Annotated in this window: 2 protein-coding genes; both read right to left on the bottom strand. The window is 54.5% G+C overall.

Going from position 1 to position 1,109, the window contains the following annotated elements:
- Positions 1-616: hypothetical protein (locus tag QZ305_RS11745; protein WP_294732187.1), on the bottom strand; the 616-nt coding region annotated here is incomplete at its 3' end.
- Positions 617-789: 173 nt separating this feature from the next.
- Complete coding sequence (locus QZ305_RS11740) at positions 790-1,050, bottom strand: hypothetical protein (protein WP_289964689.1); 261 nt, start codon at positions 1,048-1,050, stop codon at positions 790-792.
- Positions 1,051-1,109 lie beyond the last annotated feature (59 nt).

The raw sequence follows: 1,109 nt of genomic DNA, 5'->3' as shown, positions 1-1,109 counted from the left end.
GGTACCAGTCCAGGATGACTGTATATGGGCGGTATGGAAACAGCCTTTCCAGGCTGCTGCGGATGTTGCTTGCACCATCTGTAAAGAATACCAGGTTCCGGCCCTTCATCAGGCCATTGGACAGAAGGAAGGCGATGAGGAGGCGGAACATCCCCTCCATCCCTACCCCTGCCAGGATGTACCTCCCGCTTCCATGGGCGACATGGACGACTGTATTCTCCACATATTTTGTTTCCCGTCCGCTCCCGGGTTTCCGGCTTTCCTTCTGTCGGGTCACGCCGATGTCATCGATGGATATATAGGCAGTCTCCGCAGGGTCTTCCAACCGTCCCGGAAGCCGGGCAGCATCGACCCGCTCCTGTCCCGTCCTGGTGGCGTTGCAGCGCTCGATTGCTTTTGCCACTTTTTCTTCTGGCATGTCCTGCACGGCTGGGCGAACGTATTCCGATGGGAGGGCTGCCTGGGGAAGGCAGCTGACGGGATCGAAGCCATGTTCCTTTAGGGCTTTTTCAGCAAAGCGTTCCTGAAAGTCCCTTATCCGGGCCCCTTCCCTGTCCACGGAGTCGGCCAGGGTCCGCAGGCAGATGCCGTCCGTCCCCTGGCTGCGGTGGAGCATACGGTTCAGTATGTCTGCGGCACAGCGGTAGCTTACAAGGCTGCACAGCCGTGTGGAAAGCTCCTCATAGGACAAGGTCTGGAGCCGTTCCCTTGGGGAGACTGCCGGGAAGACCGAAGGGGAGCCAGGCGATGCAGAAAGGTGCAGATGGAGCCGTCCAGCTTCCGACTCCATTACGTATGAGGCAGTCTTTTGGGTGCTTTGCTGTCCGTGCAGTTTTTTTTAGACATCGTTTCCATATATTGGGCCAATGCGGTGGAAAATGACTCGTTGCGCAGCTTCAGTCCGGCTTTCTCAAGCTGGTCGAAGACCAGCAGGAAATCATTTACATCATGGAAGTCATCAAAATCAGGAACCGAAGTATCCACCGTCACTGGTTTGGTTGCTTCCATGCCATTTTCATCAATGAATTTGATGCTTATCTCTAGTTTCATAAAGACATTCCTCCTTCGGATTATACATCTAATATACTCCGTTGTGGGAAAATGTCCAG

It is taken from the genome of uncultured Faecalibaculum sp., assembly GCF_910588395.1.
Taxonomy (GTDB): domain Bacteria; phylum Bacillota_I; class Bacilli_A; order Erysipelotrichales; family Erysipelotrichaceae; genus Faecalibaculum.
Note: the sequence above shows the minus strand (reverse complement) of the source record. Positions and strands in the feature narration are given on the sequence as shown.

What these genes read in the sequence shown, in the direction of transcription:
- QZ305_RS11740 (WP_289964689.1), bottom strand. Translation starts at nt 1,050, where the DNA reads ATGAAACTAGAGATAAGCATCAAATTCATTGATGAAAATGGCATGGAA.